The 18,569-nt window shown below is 63.9% G+C and carries 12 protein-coding genes; 3 read left to right on the top strand and 9 right to left on the bottom strand.

The window, feature by feature from the left end; translation table 11 throughout:
- The first annotated feature begins 104 nt into the window (after nucleotides 1–104).
- Nucleotides 105–1,010, top strand: a complete 906-nt coding sequence (locus WMW70_RS03940) for an acyltransferase (protein WP_341436185.1) — start codon at nucleotides 105–107, stop codon at nucleotides 1,008–1,010.
- A gap of 117 nt (nucleotides 1,011–1,127) precedes the next feature.
- On the opposite strand, the gene WMW70_RS03935 is transcribed toward WMW70_RS03940, so the two are convergent.
- The 5 genes from WMW70_RS03935 to WMW70_RS03915 all read right to left on the bottom strand — a co-directional run bounded on the left by WMW70_RS03935 (nucleotide 1,128) and on the right by WMW70_RS03915 (nucleotide 10,220).
- Nucleotides 1,128–3,278 carry a putative bifunctional diguanylate cyclase/phosphodiesterase gene (locus tag WMW70_RS03935; RefSeq protein WP_341436184.1) on the bottom strand — a complete coding sequence of 717 codons (2,151 nt, stop codon included), beginning with the start codon at nucleotides 3,276–3,278 and terminating at the stop codon, nucleotides 1,128–1,130.
- A gap of 49 nt (nucleotides 3,279–3,327) precedes the next feature.
- The gene (locus WMW70_RS03930) at nucleotides 3,328–7,446 is read right to left on the bottom strand and encodes a PAS domain S-box protein (protein WP_341436183.1); all 4,119 of its coding nucleotides are present in this window, start codon (nucleotides 7,444–7,446) and stop codon (nucleotides 3,328–3,330) included.
- 270 nt (nucleotides 7,447–7,716) lie between these two features.
- Entirely contained in the window at nucleotides 7,717–8,373 is a 657-nt protein-coding gene (locus WMW70_RS03925) for an OmpA family protein (RefSeq protein WP_445942095.1), read from the bottom strand.
- A 177-nt stretch (nucleotides 8,374–8,550) separates the two neighbouring features.
- Nucleotides 8,551–9,198 carry an MBL fold metallo-hydrolase gene (locus WMW70_RS03920; protein ID WP_341436182.1) on the bottom strand — a complete coding sequence of 216 codons (648 nt, stop codon included), beginning with the start codon at nucleotides 9,196–9,198 and terminating at the stop codon, nucleotides 8,551–8,553.
- A gap of 2 nt (nucleotides 9,199–9,200) precedes the next feature.
- A complete protein-coding gene (locus tag WMW70_RS03915; protein ID WP_341436180.1) occupies nucleotides 9,201–10,220 on the bottom strand; it encodes an AraC family transcriptional regulator in 1,020 nt (339 codons plus the stop codon).
- Nucleotides 10,221–10,579: 359 nt separating this feature from the next.
- Here WMW70_RS03915 and WMW70_RS03910 point away from each other — a divergent pair, with 359 nt between their 5' ends.
- Entirely contained in the window at nucleotides 10,580–11,419 is an 840-nt protein-coding gene (locus WMW70_RS03910) for a metal-dependent hydrolase (protein ID WP_341436179.1), read from the top strand.
- Nucleotides 11,420–11,543: 124 nt separating this feature from the next.
- Here WMW70_RS03910 and WMW70_RS03905 read toward each other — a convergent pair whose 3' ends face one another.
- Together WMW70_RS03905 and WMW70_RS03900 are read right to left on the bottom strand one after the other, a co-directional pair.
- On the bottom strand, nucleotides 11,544–12,485 hold the full coding sequence (locus tag WMW70_RS03905) for an alpha/beta fold hydrolase (RefSeq protein ID WP_341436178.1): 942 nt from the start codon (nucleotides 12,483–12,485) through the stop codon (nucleotides 11,544–11,546).
- 77 nt (nucleotides 12,486–12,562) lie between these two features.
- Nucleotides 12,563–13,243 carry a TetR/AcrR family transcriptional regulator gene (locus WMW70_RS03900; RefSeq protein WP_341436177.1) on the bottom strand — a complete coding sequence of 227 codons (681 nt, stop codon included), beginning with the start codon at nucleotides 13,241–13,243 and terminating at the stop codon, nucleotides 12,563–12,565.
- A gap of 87 nt (nucleotides 13,244–13,330) precedes the next feature.
- Here WMW70_RS03900 and WMW70_RS03895 point away from each other — a divergent pair, with 87 nt between their 5' ends.
- Nucleotides 13,331–14,203 (top strand): hypothetical protein, encoded by an 873-nt coding sequence (locus WMW70_RS03895; RefSeq protein ID WP_341436550.1) that lies wholly within the window; start codon nucleotides 13,331–13,333, stop codon nucleotides 14,201–14,203.
- On the opposite strand, the gene WMW70_RS03890 is transcribed toward WMW70_RS03895, so the two are convergent.
- Together WMW70_RS03890 and WMW70_RS03885 are read right to left on the bottom strand one after the other, a co-directional pair.
- Nucleotides 14,192–16,927: a LuxR C-terminal-related transcriptional regulator gene (locus WMW70_RS03890; RefSeq protein ID WP_341436176.1), complete on the bottom strand. Its 2,736-nt coding sequence runs from the start codon at nucleotides 16,925–16,927 to the stop codon at nucleotides 14,192–14,194. The genes WMW70_RS03895 and WMW70_RS03890 overlap by 12 nt on opposite strands.
- A gap of 262 nt (nucleotides 16,928–17,189) precedes the next feature.
- Nucleotides 17,190–18,557 carry a DUF1329 domain-containing protein gene (locus WMW70_RS03885; protein WP_341436175.1) on the bottom strand — a complete coding sequence of 456 codons (1,368 nt, stop codon included), beginning with the start codon at nucleotides 18,555–18,557 and terminating at the stop codon, nucleotides 17,190–17,192.
- Between the last annotated feature and the right edge of the window lie 12 nt (nucleotides 18,558–18,569).

The following is an 18,569-nucleotide window of genomic DNA, read 5'->3' as shown; positions in this document are numbered from 1 at the left end:
CCGATCCGTGGTGGAAAACCACGGGCATAGATAAGCCGGGCATACCCGGGCTGCGCAAACCCCTGATACGCAGCCCGCGCCCATTTTCGGAGGCACCTGCCCCCATGTTGCACGCTCTCCCTGCCCCCCTGCGCGGCCTGCTCGCAAGCCTGCTGCTGGCCATCAACACCCTGATCTGCTGCTGGCCGCTGTTTATCATGGCCCTGCTCAAACTGCTGCTACCCATCCCGGCAGTGCAGCGCCTGTGCCGCTTCCTGATGCACGCGATTGCCGAGTTCTGGATCTCCAGCAACAAGTTCTGGATGAACCTGGTGGGCCGGATCGAGTGGGACGTGGCCGGACTTGAGAGCTTCGACAAGCAGCACTCCTACCTGGTGACCAGCAACCACCAGAGCTGGGTGGACATTCTGGTGCTGCAGTACCAGCTCAACCGGCGCATGCCGTTGCTCAAATTCTTCCTCAAGCAGGAGCTGATCTGGGTGCCAGTAATCGGCCTGTGCTGGTGGGCCCTGGAATTCCCCTTTATGAAGCGCTTCAGCAAGGAATACCTGGCCAAGCACCCGGAAAAGCGCGGCCAGGACCTGGCCACCACGCGCAAGGCCTGCGCACGCTACAAAACCAACCCGGTCTCGGTGTTCAACTTCCTCGAAGGCACCCGCCTGTCGCCCGCCAAGCACGCCGAGCAACAGTCACCGTTCAAGCACCTGCTCAAGCCCAAGGCCGGCGGCATCGCCTTCGTCCTTGATGCCATGGGCGAGCAGCTGCACAGCATCGTCAACGTCACCATCCACTACCCGCAAGGCAACCCGGGCTTCTGGGATCTGCTCTGTGGGCGCATCGACAAGGTGGTGGTGCGCCTGCAGCAACTGCCGATTCCCGCGGAGTTTATCGGCGGCAACTACGATCAGGACGAGGCCTATCGCCTGCACTTCCAGCAGTGGGTCAACCAGCTGTGGCTGGACAAGGACGCGGAACTGGAAGCACTCAGGCAGCGTTTTGGCCCGAAATAGAGGCTACTGCAGTGGTTTTAGCCCGGATAAGCCTGGGCGCAATCCGGCATGCCAGCGCCCCGGATTGCATCCGGGCTGCAGGCACAACCTCGCCACGTAACCGAGCCGCCTGCCAGCCTACTCCTCGGGTTCGCTCGGGTACGACGGCAGGTTGTGCCAGTCCAGTTGCGCGGGGAAATTCCGGGCCTGCTCGGCACTCAGGCCTGGGGCGACCAGAAAGCCCTGCATGATGGCGCAGTTGTGCTGCACCAGCCAATCACGCTGGGCCTCGGTTTCCACCCCTTCGGCGATCACTTCCAGGCCGAGGTGGCGGCCCAGGTCGATAATGGTGCTGACCACCGCAGCATCGCGCGGCGAGTCGAGCATATTGGCGATAAACAGCCGGTCGATCTTCAGGGTATCCAGCTCGAAATGGCGCAGGTAGGCCAGCGACGAGTAACCGGTGCCGAAGTCGTCGATGGCGATTTTCACCCCCAGCGCGCGCAGCTGACGCAACTGCTCCTGGCTGGTATTAAGGTCCTGCATCAGCGCGCTCTCGGTGACCTCGACCTCCAGCTGCGCGGGTTGCAGGCCGAACTCCTCGAGCACCAGGCGCAATTCCTCGACCAGCTGCGCTCTGCCGAACTGCACGGGGCTGACGTTCAGGCTCAGCACCGAACCTGCGCCGAACTGGGCGTTCAGCCGCTGGCACTGCTCGGCCCCGGCGCGGAAGATCCAGTCGCCCAGCCGGTTGATCAGTCGGGTTTCCTCCAGCAAGGGGATAAACACCCCGGGGGCGATCGTCCCGGCGGCCCGGTGCTGCCAGCGCAACAGCGCCTCGAACCCGCGCAGGCGACCGCTGGCGAGGTAGATCTGCGGCTGGTAGACCAGCACGAAGTCGTTGTTCTCGATGGCACTGCGCAGGCTTTCCTCGAGCATCAGGCGCGAGCGCGCGCGGCCGTTCATCTCGGGTGAGAAAAAGCGGTATTGCTGGCGACCGGTGCGCTTGGCCTCGTACATGGCCATGTCCGCGGCGCGCAGCAAACCCTCCACGGTCTGCCCGCATTCAGGGAAGCAGGCAATGCCGACACTGGCCCCCAGGGTCACGTCCACGCCGTCCAGGGTGTAGCGAATCGACACCTGTTCGATCAGTTTCTCGGCAATCCGCGCCGCATCCTCGGGGTGCTCCAGGCTGTCGAGCAGGGCGGTGAACTCATCGCCGCCCATGCGCGCCAGCCGGTCGTAGGGGCGCAGGCTGGCCTTGAGTTGCTCGCCGACGCGCTTGAGCAGTTCATCGCCGGCGGCATGCCCCAGGGAATCGTTGATCCGCTTGAAGCCATCCAGATCGAGATAGAGCACCGCCATGCGCTGGCCGCTGCGCTGAATCCGCGACAGCGCGGCCTCCAGAGCCTGGTAGAAGCCGCGGCGGTTGAGCAAGCCGGTCAGGGCATCGGTGATGGCCTGCGACTCCAGCTGCTGATGCAGGTGGCGCACCACCGACATATCCAGGGCCATAACCACCATGGCGTGCTGCAGGCGCGGCAAGGGCGAACAGGACAGCGCCACGGGCACCAGGCTGCCGTTCAGGGTGCGCAGGCTGGCCTCATGCAAGCGGTAGGCCTCGTGGCGACGCCAGTGCCGATAAAATTCCGACATGCGCCACTCGCAGGTCACCTCGGGGCTGACCAGGTAGGACAGCATGTCGCTGCCCACCAGGTCGCTGACCGCGCCCTGGAGCATCTGCGCCATGGCCGGGTTGGCAAAGCTGATGCGACCATCCTCGCCGACCACCATGATGCCCTCGGCGGCATTGTCCAGCACCGAGGCGTTGAAGGCCCGCGCCGAGTCCAGTTGCTGGCTGAGGTGCAACAGTTCGCTGCGGCTGCGCTCGTGTTCGAGCAAGGCGTGGATCTTGTGGCGCAAGACGCCAGGGTCAAAGGGCTTGAGGATAAAGTCCACCGCGCCGGTGGCGTAACCGCGCAGCACCGCATCCTGGGTCTGGGCGATGGCGGAGACGAAAATGATCGGGGTATGCCGGGTGCGCGGGTTGCCGCGCATCAACCGGGCCACCTCGAAGCCGTCCATATGCGGCATCTGCACATCCAGCAGCACCAGCCCGACATCTTCCTCCAGCAGGCATTGCAGGGCCGCTTCGCCGCCATCGACGCAACGCAGCTGCCAGTCGCCATGCTCAAGTAGGGCCTGCATTGCCTCGAGATTCTCCGGGCGATCGTCCACCACCAGCAGAATCTGTGTCGCCTGCTCCATCCGCTCCAGCAGCTGTACCATTCCTTTCACCCTCGTCCCTGGCGGCCGCCTTACGGACTACCGCTGTACTTCAGGTTAGATCATCTGGCGCAGATGACACCGGCAAACCGTCGCGGCTCGCCAGCCAGCGCCCCAGCATGCCCAGCAGCGCATCGCGGCTGACAGGCTTGGCCAGGTAGTCGTCAGACCCGGCGGCGATGCATTTTTCTCGATCGCCCTTCATCGCATGGGCGGTCAGGGCGATGATCGGGATGCCACAGCCATGCTCGCTCTTGAGCAGACGGGTCGCGGTATAGCCGTCCATATTGGGCATGGCCATGTCCATCAGAATCAGGTCGCAGGGTTCGCGCTGGTAGCTGGCGATGGCCTCCAGACCATCCCGTGCGGCGATAACCCGCAACCCCACCTCGTCCAGCAGGGCCGTTAACGCGTAGACATTGCGCACATCGTCATCCACCAGCAGGACGCGCCGCCCCTGCAACGCCTGCTCGCTCAACTGCGGCGCGGGACTTTGCGGCGCGCGCACACCGCCGAGAAAGCCTTGCACCGCCTGACTCAGGGCCTGCATGTCCTCGCCGTGCTTGTGCACCACCACCGCACTGTAGCGGCGTAAGCGCTGCAGGGCCTGATGGGTGACATCCACCCCGGTATTGATCACCACCCGCGTGCCGTTCAGCGGGCGCTGGCGGTCGAGACTCTGCAGCAGCTCGAAACCATCCTGGTCGGGCATATCGAGGTCGACGACCAGGGCGCTGAACGCGCCAGCGCTATAGGCCTGCAACGCTTCGTCAGCCCTGGCGCAGGCGTGCACGGCGAAACCCAGGCGCTGCAAGTGCTCGCGGTAATGCTCCCGCTCGACCTGCACATCCTCCACCAGCAGCAGGCGCTGCGCCGGGCTCTGATCGAGGTGCTGCAGGTCGACGAAGACCTGCTCCAGATCTTCACGCTGGATCGGCTTGACCAGGTAGCGCGTGCCATCGTCGTTCCAGTCGGCCGGCTGCGGCACACAGGAGATGATGTGCACCGGGGTGTGGCGATGCCTGGCCTGCCCGCGCAAGCGGCGGAACAGCTGCCAGCCGCTGACATCCGGCAGCAGGATGTCGAGGATCACCGCGCTGAACTGCTCGCGGTGCAGCAGGTTGAGCGCCTGCATCCCGGTGCGGCAGTGCACGCTGGTAAAGCCATGGGCCTGGGCCTGTTCGGCGAGTACCGCAGCAAAATTGTCATCGTCCTCGACGATCAGCACCGCCGGCCCCTGCCCGCCGCGCTGGGGCCCTGCGGCTGCGGGCAGCGCCTCGCTCACGGGCAGCATCTGCACCGGCAGCCGCACGGTAAAGCAGGAACCCTGCCCCGGCGCGCTTTGCAGGCTGATCTCGCCATCCATGGCCAGGACCAGCTGGCGGGTGATGGCCAGCCCCAGCCCGGTGCCACCAAAACGCCGGCTGGTGGAGCCGTCGATCTGCTGGAAGGCCTGGAATATCTGCTCGTGCTGCTCGGCGGCGATGCCGATACCGCTGTCGCGCACGCTGAAACTCAGCCATTCGACGCCATCGCCGGCCTCGCCGGGGGTGCAGGCGACCACCAGGCTGACTTCGCCCCGCTCGGTGAATTTCAGGGCATTGGACAGCAGGTTGCGCAGGATCTGCTGCAGGCGCACCCGGTCACTGCGGATTAGCCGCGGTACCCCGGGCTCCTGCCGGGTGTGCAGATGCAGGCCCTTGAGTTCGGCCATCGGGCGCATGCTGGCATCCAGCTCAACCAGAATATCCTGCATGTTCAGCGCTTCGAGCTTGAGCTGCATGCGCCCGGATTCGACCTTGGCCAGGTCGAGCACATCATTGATCAACTGCAGCAGGTCGCTGCCGGCGCGATGGACGATATCGGCGTGACGGGTCTGCTTCTCGGTCAGGTTGCCGGCACTGTTCAGACGCAGTTGATCGCTGAGTATCAGGATGCTGTTGAGCGGCGTGCGCAGCTCATGGGACATGTTGGCGAGGAATTCGGATTTGTAGCGGTTGGCCAGGATCAGCTGTTCGGCCTGATCGCGCAGGCGCTGCTCGGCCGCCTTGCGCTCGCTGATATCGATGATCACCGCCTGCACCCAGGCTTGCTCGCCGCCGTGAATCGGCGAGAGCCCCACCTCCAGCGGAATCAGGCGGCCGTCACGGTGCTGGCCGAACAGCTCGCGGTTGTTGCCCATGCGCCGGGGTTCGGGGTTTTCCTGGTAGCCGCTGCGCAGGCCTACATGGCTGCCGCGCTTGGCCTCGGGCAGGAGTTTTTCCACCGCCTGGCCGACCAGTGCCTCGCGCTCGTAACCGAACATCTGCTCGGTCTGCTGGTTGACCATGGCGATCTTGCCATCGCTGTCGACCAGCACGATGGCGTTGGGCGAGGCCTCGACCACCAGGCGGAAACGCTGCTCGGCGGCCTTGCGTTCGCTGATGTCGATGATCACCGCCTGCACCCAGCTTTCCTGGCCGCTGCGCATCGGCGACAGGCCCACCTCAAGAGGGATCAGGCGACCATCACGGTGCTGGCCGAACAGCTCGCGGTTATTGCCCATGCGTCGCGGCTCGGGGCGCTCCTGGTAGCCGCTGCGCAGGCCGACATGACCGCCGCGCTGCGCCTCGGGCAGGAGTTTCTCCACCGGTTGACCGACCAGCTCCTGACGCTCGTAGCCGAACATCTGTTCGGTCTGCCGGTTGACCATGGCGATCCTGCCGCTGCTGTCGACCAGCACAATGGCATTGGGCGAAGCCTCGACCACCAGGCGAAACCGCTCTTCAGCCCCCTTGCGGGCGCGCAGATCGACCAGGTTGAGCAGGTAATTGACCCCCGCCGAGTCCCCCAGCATGCTCAGACTCAAGGTCACCGGCACCTCGCCGCCGCTGTCGCGATGGGCCTGGTATTCGTCGCTCAACTCGGCCGTGCCCTGGTCGTTGACCAGCCGGCTGAGCTGCTCGATCGCCGGCAGAAAGCGCCTTACCCGCTCCCCCAGCAACTGCTGCGCAGTGCAGCCGAGCAGTTCGGCAGCACTGTGGTTGGCCATCTCGATACGCCCATCGGCGCTGCACAGCAGGGTTGCCACCGGCAGCCGCTCGACCAGCAGACGAAAACGTTCCTCGCGCTCCCCCAGCTGCGCAGTGGCCTGCTGACTGGCATGCAGCTCGCGCTCGCGCAGGTGCAGGTAGCCGCCGACCAGCAAGGCCAGGAGCACCGTGGCCACCAGGCCGGCCCAGAGGCTGAAGTGGCTGCCGGGGTTGAGTAATGCCGCTTCATAAACCGCCGTGCTGCTCACCTCCAGCACCCAGTTGCGGCCATACAGCGGCAGCTCCAGGGTCTGGCGAAAAGTCGGCTGCCAGCCGGGCACCTGGTCCGGGTCGCTTAGCAGCAGAGTTTCCGGGGCCTGCAGATCCTTGATCGAGACATCGAAACGGCGGCTCAGCGCCCCCAGGATGCCTTCCATCAGATCCTGGCTGCGAAAGGCCCCGTGGACCATGCCCAGCAGGGCGGCGCGACGCTCCTCGAGCGTGGCCAGGGGCATCCCCACCCGGTAGACCGGCAGATAGAGCAGCACCCCACCCTGCACATTGTCCTGGGTTTCCTGGCGCAGGGTGACCGGGGCGCTGAGGGTGGCTTCACCCCTGACAATCGCCTGCTCGATCGCGGCCAGGCGCACCGGTTCGCTGAGCATGTCAAAACCCAGGACGCGGCGATTGCGCCAATCCAGCGGGCTGATGTAATCGATCAGCAGGTAGTGTTCCCGCGGCCCCGGGGGAAAGGCCCGATAATCCTCACGGCCCTGCCCATGCACCTCGGCCAGCAGCCCATCGAGCTGCTCCTGACGCACATAACGCGACCAGGCCAGCGCCTGGATGCCGGGGTAGCGCTCCTGCAGCTGCAATTGCTCCAGCGCCCGCTCCCACTCCCCGGGGGAAACGTTGTCGCTGCCCGTCATCAGCCCCGACACGCCGCGCAGGACCATCTCGTAGGCCAGCATGCGGCTTTTCACCCGCTGGCCTATATCCTCGGCCTCCAGCTCGAAGCGCTGCTGCCGCTCAAGCAGTTTGCGCTGTTCGAGTGCCTGCCACTGCCAGAGAATCAACGCTCCCAGGCCAATCAACAACGCCAGGGTGACCCCGAACGGCAACCAGGGCTTGCGTGAGCTGGCGCTATGCCTGACGTCCATATGACCTCCAGTGTCATTCCCGCCCGGCGGCCGGTCGCACCTGCAAACCACGGGTCTTACAGATACATGCAAAGGATTCTAGTCACAAATCGGATTAGCGCAGGTCGGCACACGCAGATTCGAAAGTCGTTAAACGGTTTCGTATGGTCACAGCGGCGGCGACCACTGACGGGAAGCCGAGCAGCCCGATCGAAGCGCTGGATTGGCTTCGACCAGGCAAAAAAATGCCGCGCCCCTCAGGGTGCGCGGCATCTTCCGCAGCTGTTGCGCTTACAGCGGACGCAGGTTGATCTCAACCCGACGGTTCTGCGCGCGGCCGGCTTCGCTCGCATTGCTGGCAATCGGCTGGCTCGGACCGGCACCGTAAGCGGAGATCCGCGAGGCCGCCACGCCGTTGGCGCTGAGGTAGGACGCTACGCTCTGGGCACGACGATTCGACAGGTTCTGGTTCAGCTCAAGGGAGCCGGTGCTGTCGGTGTGGCCAACGATGTCGATGCCGTTCTTGTCGAACTCCTTGAACACCAGGAGCAGGGAGTTCAGGGTCGGGTAGAAACCGCTGGAGATGTCCGACGAATTGCTGGCGAAGGTGATATTGCCTGGCATGATCAGCTTCAGTTCATCGCCGTTGCGTTGCACCTGAACGCCAGTGCCCTGCAGGGTCTGGCGCAGCTTGGCTTCCTGGGTGTCGACATAGTAGCCATAACCGCCACCGGCAGCGCCGCCCACGGCCGCGCCGATCAATGCACCCTTGGCACGGTCCTTCTTGCTTGAGGTGGCCGCCCCGATTACCGCGCCGGTCACTGCTCCAACACCACCATAGATGCCGGCCTTGCCGGCCTCCCGCTCACCGGTATATGGGTTGGTGGTACAGCCTGCCAAAAGGCTCAGGCCCACCGCTGCAAATGCCATATTTCGCAAGTTCATCATCGATACATCCTTTTCTTTCGTATTGTTAGAGCAGTCTCTGCCTGCGTCTTAGACGCTAGGTCAGGGCATTAAGTTCATTCCGATGCCGATGATGGTACAGGGTTATGACAGCCGGCCGGTCTTGTCTTTGGTCTGGCGCAGCCATTAGCGGCAAAACAGCCAGAAACCATCTCTCGATTACGCGCGGACAAAGGGATTATCGCGCATCTCATCGCCCAGCCGGGTGTCGTCGCCGTGGCCGGTGACCACGGTGGCATCCTCATCCAGGCTGTACAGCCGCTGCTTGATCGAGCGCTCGATGGTCTTGTAGTCCCCACCCCACAGATCGGTACGGCCAATGCCGCGACGAAACAGGGTGTCGCCGGCGATCAGCAGCTTGTCCTGAGGGAACCAGAAACTCATGGAACCCGGCGTATGCCCAGGTGTATGCAGCGCCACACCGCAGCCGCAGGCCAGCTCCTCATCATCGGCCAACCATTGATCCGGAGCCGGCACCGGAGTGTAGGGCACGCCGAACATGCGGCACTGCATCTCCAGGTTGTCCCAGAGGAACTGATCGTCCTTGTGCAGATGCAGGGTCGCGCCGGTCTTCTCCTTCATCTGCCCGGAGGCGAGGAAGTGATCCAGATGGGCGTGGGTGTGGATGATGCTCACCACCTTGAGGCCATGGGCCTCCAGGCGAGCCATGATCAACTCGGGATTGCCACCCGGGTCGACCACAATGGCCTTCTTGGTCACGGGGTCACCGATTATCGTGCAGTTGCACTGCAAAGGCCCGACGGGGAAGGTTTCGCGGATCAGGGCGGGGGCGGCGGCAGAACTCATGGTCAATCCTCACTGCGGTAATCGCTGGGCAGTTTACCCGTCCACTTCTTGAAGGCGCGGCGAAAGTTGCTCGGGTCGCTAAAACCTAGCAGGTAGGCGATTTCGTACAGTGGTAGGTGGGTGGTGGTGAGGTACTGCAGGGCCAGGCTCCTGCGCACCTCGTCCAGCACCTGCTGATAACTGATGCCCATACTCGACAGGTGCCGGCGCAGGCTGCGGCCGCTGGTATGCAGGGCCTCGGCGGCGCTGGCCAGGTCGGGGAAATCGCCGGGACGCGTCAGCAGCAGGCGGCGTACCCGGGTCAGCAGGCCGTCCTGCACGTCCAGGCTGGCCAGCAGCGCTTCGCACTGCTGCTCGCACATCTGCACCGTGGCCGGGTTGGCCAGGGCCATGGGCCGGTCCAGATAGGCAATGGGCATACTCAGGCGGTGGTAAGGCTGGTCAAACGCCACCGGCACGCCAAACAGGCGCTCGTAGCGCTCGGCATAGTGCGGCGCGGCATGGGCAAAGCCCACTGCCACCTGCTGCAGGCCCTCACCCACGAGAAAACGCGTGATGGTGTACAGGCTGGCGAGTAGTCCTTCGGCGGCGAAACGGCTGAGCGGGCCAAGGGGCATGGTCTCGCAAGCGCGCAACTCGACCCGCTCGCCCTCCTCGACAATTTCCAGCTCGTAGGTCAAACCCAACACCCGGTAATACCTGAGGGCGAATTGCATGGCCTTGCCCAGGTTGGCGCTGGACAGCACGGCATAACCGAGAATGCCGTGGGTCGAGACGTTCAGTCGCTGGCCGAGCAGCAACCCTAGGGCCGGCTCGTCGCACAGACGTAGAGCGCAGCCGCTCAACTGGGTGAAGTCGCTGAAGGAAAGACGCCCCTGGGGATTGCCCAGCACCTCGGGTCGCACCCGGGCCGCGGCAAACAGTTGGTCACGGGCGACGCCCAATTCTTCGACCAGATCGAGCAAGGCGGCGGCGTAGGCGACAGGTACCAGTTCGGCCGAGAAATTCAGGGATGGCTTCATGGGCTTTCTGGGGGCATTGGCCATATATGGCTCATTTTTTTATTGAAGATACCCTCGTTCGACAAAAATCGACAAGCCCATAAAGGCACCATAGTGCCAATTTGACCGCAGCTGTTCGCCTGCCCGACCAAAGTACGGCCACCTTCCACGACTGCCTTATTGGCTCGCCATAACCTAATACCCGGTAAATCCACGCGGCCCAACACCGCAATTCGCTATCGGCACTGGCATTGAGCAAATCATGACCTCGGCGTTTTTGGCCATAAATGACCGACATATTGGCTGTTGTTAACCTTTGCCCGGCCTGCGGATCGACCCATAGTGCTTGCATGCTTCAGTCACCGACTCAGGGAGTCAGCATGGTCAGCACTACCCCGGAAGGTTTGCAGATTCGTCCGCGGCATATGGATTTCGATTTTCCCAATCCACTGCCGCGCCACTGGCACAGCGGCGATGCCTTCAAGAGCCACCTGTTCGATGCCATGTCGGTGCTGTTCCCCGATGGTGAACGGTTCTTTATCGACTCGGTGCGGCATTTCCGCGAGCAGATCGAAGACCCGGTACTGAAGGAACAGATCCGTGGCTTTATCGGCCAGGAAGGTCATCACAGCCGCGAGCACCTGGAATACAGCAATCGCCTGCGTGACCTGGGTTATGACATCAGCCGCATCGAGAAACGCGCCCAGGCGCGCATCCGCTACACCCAGAAGAAATTCTCGCCCCAGCGCCAGCTGGCGGCCACTGCCGCGCTGGAACATATCACCGCGATCATGGCCGACGGCCTGCTCAAGGACCCGCGCCATATGGCCGGCGCGCACCCGACCATGATCCGCCTGTGGCGCTGGCACGCCCTGGAGGAAACCGAGCACAAGGCGGTGGCCTTTGATGTCTACAACCAGGTCTGCGGCAGCCGCAAGCTGCTGCGTCGGGCGATGCTGATGGGCACCTTCTTCTTTATCCTCGACACCAGTCGCGGCATGACCCACATGCTCAAGCAGGACGGCCTGCTGTGGAACTGGCGGGTCTGGCGCGACGGACTGCAGTGGATGTGGGGCAAAAACGGTGTGTTCCGCCCCCTACTCAGCACTTACCGGGACTTCTTCAGGGCCGACTTCCACCCCTGGCAGCACAACAACCTGGACCTGCTCTACCAGACCCGCCGCGAGTTCGATGCGCAGCCGGACAGCCAGGTGGCCTAAACGACCAAGGGAGCCGAAGGGCTCCCTTTTTTGTAACTATGCCATGCGCACTCAGGGGGCGCGGCTTGAATGGTAGGGTGCACCCGGCGGCCTGGGTTGGTGCGCCCGGCGCACCCTACAATGCTTAACCCTGAAGAAAACGCAGGGCGTCCGCCGCGCTCTGCTGGGGGATTTCTTCCATGGGGATATGGCCAACCCCTGGATAAGTCTTGACCTGGATACCCGGCAGATCGCGCTGCCACAGCGGCACATGCCTGGGGGAAATCCAGCGGTCGCGCTCGCCCCACAGCAGCAGGGTCGGGGCCTGAATCTGCGCTACCCGCGCCGGGGTGCCCTGCAGTTCCTGCTTGTTGACCTTGAGCAGGATGCGGAAGATTTCCATCATCGCCCGCCGGTTGCCGGGGCGACGACTCAGGTCGTTGTAGCGCTCGACCACCCCGGGCTTGATCCGCCCCGGCTCGCCGTAGACCTCCTTGATGCCCTGGGCGATCAGGGCACGCGGCATCCACAGCGGCATGGCCAGCGTGGCCCCCGGTAACGCCGCGGAGGCGATCATCCAGGGCACCGTGTGCATGTGATAGCCGGCCGGATCGATCAGCACCAGCTTGTGAACCCGCTGCGGCTGGGCCAGGGCGAAGTTCCAGGCGATATAGCCGCCCAGGGAGTTGCCGGCGATCGAGGCCTTGTCCACCCCGAGATGATCAAGCAGCAGGCCGAACACCTTGATCATCCGCTCGGCCGAGTACTGGCCGTCCCGCGCCGGGCCGGTCAGGCCGAAACCCGGTACATCGAAGCGGATAATCCGATAGTGCGCGGCGAAGGCCGGCACCCAGTCATCCCAGGTATGCAGGGAAGCCACCACGCCATGGATCAGCACCAGCACCGGTTTGTCCCGGCTGCCCTCGTCGCGGTAGTGCAGATGGAAGCCATCCAGCTCGACATAACGTGAACCGCTGGCGGCATTGCCGTAGCGCGACTTGAGACTGGCCAGGGGCAAGGCCCCGAACCCCAGGCGGGCGAAACCAGCCGCCAATGGTGGCGTCAGCGAAAGGCTGGAAGCGGACATGCAGGCACCTCGACAGTGTTGTTATAGGAATAGTCAGCGGCCTATCAGAGCATGGCCGAACCCGGCTGACGCCTAACCTAGGTTGAGGTTGAGCCCGGGCACAGCGTGGCGATCAGCAGCTGGCCGAGCACCTGTTTAGCCCGCTCGATCTCGTCACGGCTGGCAGCGCGACCGAGCAGATCCAACGAGGCTGCTTCCAAGGCCCAGATCAACGCGCGATAGGTCAGCGGATCGGCCTGAGGGCCGTCGCCGTGCAAGCGCTCGGCAAGCAGGCGAGCCATCTCGACATGGGCGTTCAGCCGTTGCGCCGCCAGGGGCGAGTCGGCACGCAGGGCTTCTTCCTGCATCAGGCGGATGATCGGCCCGACCGCCAGGTGATAGTCGAAATAACGCTCGACCATGGCCTGCAGCCAGGCCTGCGGGCTGCCGGCGATGCTCTGCATTTCCCTGAAACGCGACAGCAGCAGGGCGACCGCTGTCTGGTAGATGCCTTCAAGCACCTGCATCTTGTTCTCGAAGTATTTGTAGAAGGTGCGCCGTGAGACATTGGCCGCCGCCAGCAGGTCATTGACCGTGGTCTCGGCCAGGCCCTTGCGGGCAAACACGGCAATGGCCGCCAGCTGGATATGGGTACGCTGCAAATGCCCAACCAGCGGGCCCTCGCCGCCCTGTTCCTGCTGCTGGGCCAGCGCGCCGTAACCGCCGAGGTCCTCGAAGACCGCCTGCACCGCGCCCAGCTCGGCCAACTCCTGCTGCATGACAGTTTCCCCAACCAAGGCGCGGGTGACGCACAGGGCCAAGCTGGTTACTCTGGGCCACGCCATATCCGCAGGATTATCGATGTGCTGAACACGCTAACACGCCCCCTCGCAGCACCGCTGGCCATCCTTTTGCTGGTTCTGCTGACCGCCCTGCCCGTGCAGGCCGCCGAGCTGTTCTACCTCGGCCAGAAGATTCCCGATATCCACAAACCCTGGAACAGCGCCGACTATCAGCTGCTGCTCGAGGCGCTGGAAAAGGTCGACAAGACCCAGGCCAATGCCCTGCCCAGACGCAGCGGCGAATTCACCGGGCCGATCTATGCGCGGATGGTCAGCGAGGAGAACTTCCGCCCGCAACTGAATATCTACGCACCGCTGGAACTGCGCCAGAACGAAGCCCGCGACGCGCTGTTCCGCCTCAAAGAGTTGATGCGCCTGTACTTCGATTTCCGCGCCGCGCAACAACCCTACGCCGCCGAAGCCCTGGGCCTGATGAGCTACTCGCTGCGCCAGCAGGCGGTGCTGTTCACCCTCACCACCGAGTTCTGGATGACCCTGGCGCAGAGCGAGCAAAGCAACCCCGTGCGCCTGCAGGGCCTGCATGAAACCAAGGCCGCCGCCGCCATGCTGACCTCCAGCGCCCTGGATTACCTGGGCCTGACCAAGCAGTTTGGCCGCGAAGAACTGGTGCTCTACAGCGCCGAACTGAGCAAGCAGCTACCGGAACTGTTTATCCATTTGAATGGCGAGGTACGCGAGCAGTTGTTGCTGCGCTGCGAGCAGCTGGCGCAGCAACATGCCTATGCCGAAGTGCGGCGCAACATGCAGGAACTGCTGCCGGTGCTGCTGAGCATTCAGCAGGACGTACAGGGCAAACTGGCCAACGCCAAGCCGGCACCGACCGCGCCACCGGCGCTTGATCTGTCGGTGCCCGCGCCAGCCGACTCAGCGCAATAAGCCCAGGCCCTTGGCCCGCGCCACCGCCTGGGTGCGCCGTTCGACGCCCAGCTTGCTGTTGATATGGCGCGCGTGGGTTTTCACCGTGTGTAGGGAGATAAACAGCCGCTCGCTGATCTGCTGGTTGGAACAGCCCTGGGCGATCAACTGCAGCACCGCCAGTTCTCGCGTACTCAGGGCCTCGACCACGGCCTGCTCGGTGGCTCCCGGGTTACCCTGGGGTTCCGGCAGAGCGGCCAGCAAGGCATCGACGAGGGGGCAGCGAGCCTGCGCCAGCAGCTGCTGGCGCAGCCAGCCCGGCTGTTGCAGCAGCAGTTCCTGAAAGGCCAGCAAGCCACCGCCAGAAGCCACCTGCAAGGCACTGCGCAGTTGCTGTTGAGCCTCGCGCTCGCGCCCCGTGTCGAGTAACAGCACGCACAGCTGCACCTGAGCGATGCTCGCCAGCAATTGCCCGCCCGCCCCCTGGGCACGCTGGCTAAGGGCGCGTAGACGCCGCTCGGCTTCGCCCGGCAAGCCGCGCAACCGTTCGAGCGTGGCCAGGTGCAGGTCGATATACAGCGGCAGCTGCGGATGCAGTTCTGGGGCCGCCGCCGCGTTCTCGCCGCTATAGGTCTGGGCCAGCCGGTTGAGCCAGAACCCGGCCAGTTCGCTCTGCCCCTGGAGCAACCACAGCTCGCACTTGCACAGGGTGATCATCGCCAGGTAGTAGACCGCCGGGATATCCCAGATATGCATCAGCCGCTCGGCCTCGGCTAGCTGGGCAAAGCCTTCGGCAAGATTGCCGCAACGCCCCTCCAGCCTTGCCAAGGCACAATGCCCGATCAGCAGGCTGACATCACGGCAGCCGCGGGCCTCGGCGATTCCGGCCAGCAGACGTTGGCGCGCCTGCTGCGGCTGCAGACGCAGGCTGAGCAGGTAACCCTCATACAGGGTCAGACGTCCACGCACCGCGTACTGACGCTGCGCCGGCAACCCGTGCAAACACTGCAAGCCCTGGCGTACTTCCTCCAGCGCCCGCAACACCTCACCGCGAGCCTGCAGCACCCGTGCCCGGTCGTAATGGGTCAGCGCCTCGAACAGCGGGTTGCCGACTCGCTGTGCCAACTCCAGGGCCTCGCGGTTGAGGCCGCGAGCCCGCCACATATCGCCCTGCACTATCGCCAGATTGGCCAGGCTGGACAGGCACATCAGGCGCTGCCCATAACGCTCCAGCGGCAGGCAGGTCAGGGCCTCGGCGCAGAACTGCCGGGCCCGCTCGCTCTCGCCGCGGCCCCGGGCTATCACCCCGCTCAAGGCCATCCATTGCGCCAGCAGTCCTTGCTGCTCGGCCGCGCTGGGGGCCGGGAGGAAGCGCTCCAGCTGGTTGACCAGTTCGTCGGCGGCATCCAGCTGACAGGCCAGGGCCAGGGCCCAGCCGTACAGCACCACCAGCCGAGGAGTACTGGCCAGCAGGCTGTCCGGCAGGTCCATTTTCCAGCGCAACAGCGTCGCTACATTCTGCTCGGCCAGCAGCTGCTCCTCGGACAGGCTCTGCACCAGATTGGCCGCCACATCCGGCTGCCCGGCGCGCAGGGCCTGCTCGATGGCCTCATCCAGCAAACCCTGGGCACTGAACCAGCGACAGGCGCGCAGGTGCAGACCAGAGGCCGACAGGAGCAGGTCGCCGGCCGGGCGGCTGCGCAGCAGGTCGGAGAACAGATGGTGATAGCGAAACCACTTGCCGTGCTCGTCCAGGGGTACCAGAAACACCTGATGCGCCTGCAGATGACGCAGCATGGCCGCACTGTCATGGGCATCGCGCAGAGCATCGCAGAGTTCGGCGCAGAAGCGCTCCTGGCTGGCGGTTTCGTACAGAAAAGTCTGCACCTCGCCCGGCAGCCCCTCGATCACCTCCTCCAGCAAATAGTCGCGGATCAGGCCTTCGGCCCCATGGGCCAGCGACGTCCGCCCCTCGACCTCCTGGACCTCGCTGCTGGCCAGCGACCAAAGGCGCAACCCGGCCACCCAGCCTTCGCTGCGCAGCAGCAGGCTGACCAGGGAGTCGGCCGACAGTTGCGCACCCTGGCGGGCCAGCAACTCGATACTTTCCTCGTCAGTCAGGCGCAGGTCCTGCTCGTGCAACTCCAGTAACTGGCGCGACAGGCGCAGACGTGCCAGGTGCCAATCCGGACGCTGGCGGCTGGTTACCAGCAACACCAGGCCTGCAGGCAGATGGTTGAGGAAGAACTGCAGGCAGCGGTCCAGTACCGCCCCCTGGGCCAGATGGTAGTCATCCAGCACCAGCAGCAGCGGCTGCTGCGGATCGAGGCGCAGGGCCAGATCGTCGAGCAGCCCGTCTAGCCACTCCTCGAAGGCAAACGGCTGATGCCGCTGCCTGAGCCTGAGCAGGCCGAGCGCATCCTGGCCGAGCCCCGGAAAGAACTGCTGCAGGCCGGCCAGCAGCCGCTCGAGAAAACGCCCGGGATCGCTGTCACGCGGGTTCAGGCCCAGCCACAAGCTCTGCCAGCGCTCGGGCAGCGCTTCGCAAAACTCGATCGCCAAGGAGCTTTTGCCAAAGCCTGCCGGCGCACTGATCAGCAACAGGCGGCCGGGCAAACCAGCCATCAGCCGTTCACACAGACGCGGACGCGGTACGTAACGGGAGGGCAAGGGCGGGCGGTAAAAATGCCCCCCTACCATCGCGCCGGGAGCAACAAAGCCAGAAATTCGGAACAGATCAGTCATCGGCCGGTTCTTGTAGCAGTCAGGCAGCAGCGCTACCAATGCTCGGCAGCCTAGCCTCTTAAGCCGGGCATTTGAAGCCCCGCCAGCCAGCGGCGGCCTGCGCTGACGTCCCCATCCGCCAACGTGAAAAGTCCCCACAAGCCTTGCCGCCTGACGCCTGCAGCCTCTTTTTGCGATGCCGGCGCGCCCCATGTCCTGACGCAAATTGAGGCATAAAAAAACCGGCCACTAGGGCCGGTTTCTTATGCAGCAGCGACGCAGATCAGCGTACGCCCGCCTGGCGCAGGGCCGCCGGGGTGTAATCGCTTTCTTTTGCCGGGTAGTCGAACTCGTAAGCACTCTTCTCTTCGTTCTTCATACCCAGAGCCAGGTAACGACCGGACAGCAGGTCGTACAGGGTCTCTACGCTGTACCACGGCACTTGCTTGTCGTAGTAGTACTGGGCATGGGCCTCGGCTACGCGCCACAGGGTACCGCGACCGTCGTAGTGGTCGATCTGCGCGGCCTGCCAGGTATCTTCGTCGATGAAGAAGTCACGCTTGGCATAGATATGACGCTCGCCCGATTTCAGGGTCGCGGTCACATGCCAGACGCGGTGCAGCTCATAACGGGTCAGGTCCTGGTTGATATGGCCAGCCTTGATGATCTCGTCATACTTCAGCTTCGGCGAGTCCAGACGGTAGCTGTTGTAAGGAATGTAGATTTCCTTCTTGCCGTTCAACTTCCACTCGTAACGGTCAGGTGCACCGTTGTACATGTCGAAGTTGTCGGAAGTACGCAGACCATCGGCGGCGGTACCCGGACCATCATAGGACACCTGCGGCGCACGACGTACGCGACGCTGACCGGCGTTGTACAGCCACGCCAGACGCGGCTCCTTCACCTGGTTGAGGGTTTCGTGCACCAGCAGCACGTTACCGGCCAGACGCGACGGGGCGGTTACCCGCTGCTTGAAGTAGAACAGCACGTTGCTTGGCTTGCTGGTATCGGCATCCTTGAGCGCACCGCGGAAGGTGAACTCATCCTGGAAGTAAACCATGCTGTAGGAACCATTGGGCTGCGGAGTCGCCTGGGTGACCAGACGCTTGACGCTGCCGCCGCGATAGCGGGTGATATGGTTCCAGATCGCTTCCAGGCCGTCCTTGGGAATCGGGAACGGAATGGCCTGTTCGAAGTTTTCCAGACCGTTACCGCCCTCGACCATCTTGGTGTTGGAGGCGTTGCGCATGGCCGCTTCCAGCACGAAATCAGGCATGCTGGCCGAACGATGAGTCGGGAACACCGGCATCTTGTAGCTTTCCGGATAACGCTTGAACAGCGCCAGCTGACCCGGGGTCAACTTGTCCTTGTACTGTTCCGCGTTGGCGGCAGTGATGGTGAACAGCGGTTGCTCGCTGGCGAACGGGTCCGACAGGAAGCCAGCCGCATCGGCAGTGCCGGCAGTTTTTGGCAGGCCACCGGTCCAGGCCGGGATCGAACCATCGGCGTTGCCGCCCATTTCCGCACCAACCGGCGTCAGGCTTTTGCCCAGCTTGGCGGCTTCGTCCGAAGACACCGCAGCCATTACGCTGCAGGCCATCAGCGACAGTGCCAAGACACCGGTTTGCAGCAGGTTTTTTGTTGTTTTCATCTGCATATTCTT

It is taken from the genome of Pseudomonas sp. XK-1 (assembly GCF_038069885.1).
Classification (GTDB): domain Bacteria; phylum Pseudomonadota; class Gammaproteobacteria; order Pseudomonadales; family Pseudomonadaceae; genus Aquipseudomonas.
This window is presented reverse-complemented; position numbering and strand designations above follow the sequence as displayed.